Here is a 587-nt window from a genome sequence, read left to right on the forward strand (position 1 = left end):
CCGTCATCATCGAGCTTGTCGTGGATCGGTCGCCAGCGGACGCCGTCTCGAGCCACGGTCTGACGGAATTCACGATCTTCGGCCCGCGTCCGAGGTAGGACGCTGAGGAATCGGCCGCCGTGCTGGTGCAGGTAGGCCATGTTCTCGGCGGTGGCCAGTTTGCAGTCGGCGACGTAGAGGAAGTCACGCGTCCCTGTCAAGCGACAGAGCAGATCCCAGGTGGCGCGATGGGTCGTGTCGTCGGTCACATTGCCACTCTGGACCCGGAACTGGACGGGGATCGCACCATCGCGGGCCACCGTCAGGATGTAGAGGAGTTGCTTCAGGTCGGGTCGGTGGTCCTTGTTGTGCCCCCAGGTGATTGCCGGAGTCGTTCGGCCCCGCATCTTCGCATCGGCGACGGCCTCGGTGTAGGCGCCGTGGAACGTAATGGTCGTCGAGTCGTTGTGCAACTCGTCCAAGGAGACGCCGAACTCGCGTACGGCATGAGTGACGACGAGTAGGACCAGGGACTCGAGATCGCAGTCAAACAATCGGTCGAGGGAACGTCCGATGCGATCGTCGTTGAGATGGGCCAAGAGTTCGGG

Annotated in this window: 1 protein-coding gene; it reads right to left on the minus strand. The window is 62.9% G+C overall.

The features are described from left to right. A partial coding sequence (locus ACYOEI_RS41100; RefSeq protein WP_462856478.1) for an IS1634 family transposase occupies window positions 1-533 on the minus strand: 533 nt, incomplete at its 3' end. Between the last annotated feature and the right edge of the window lie 54 nt (window positions 534-587).

Source organism: Singulisphaera rosea (genome assembly GCF_054877945.1).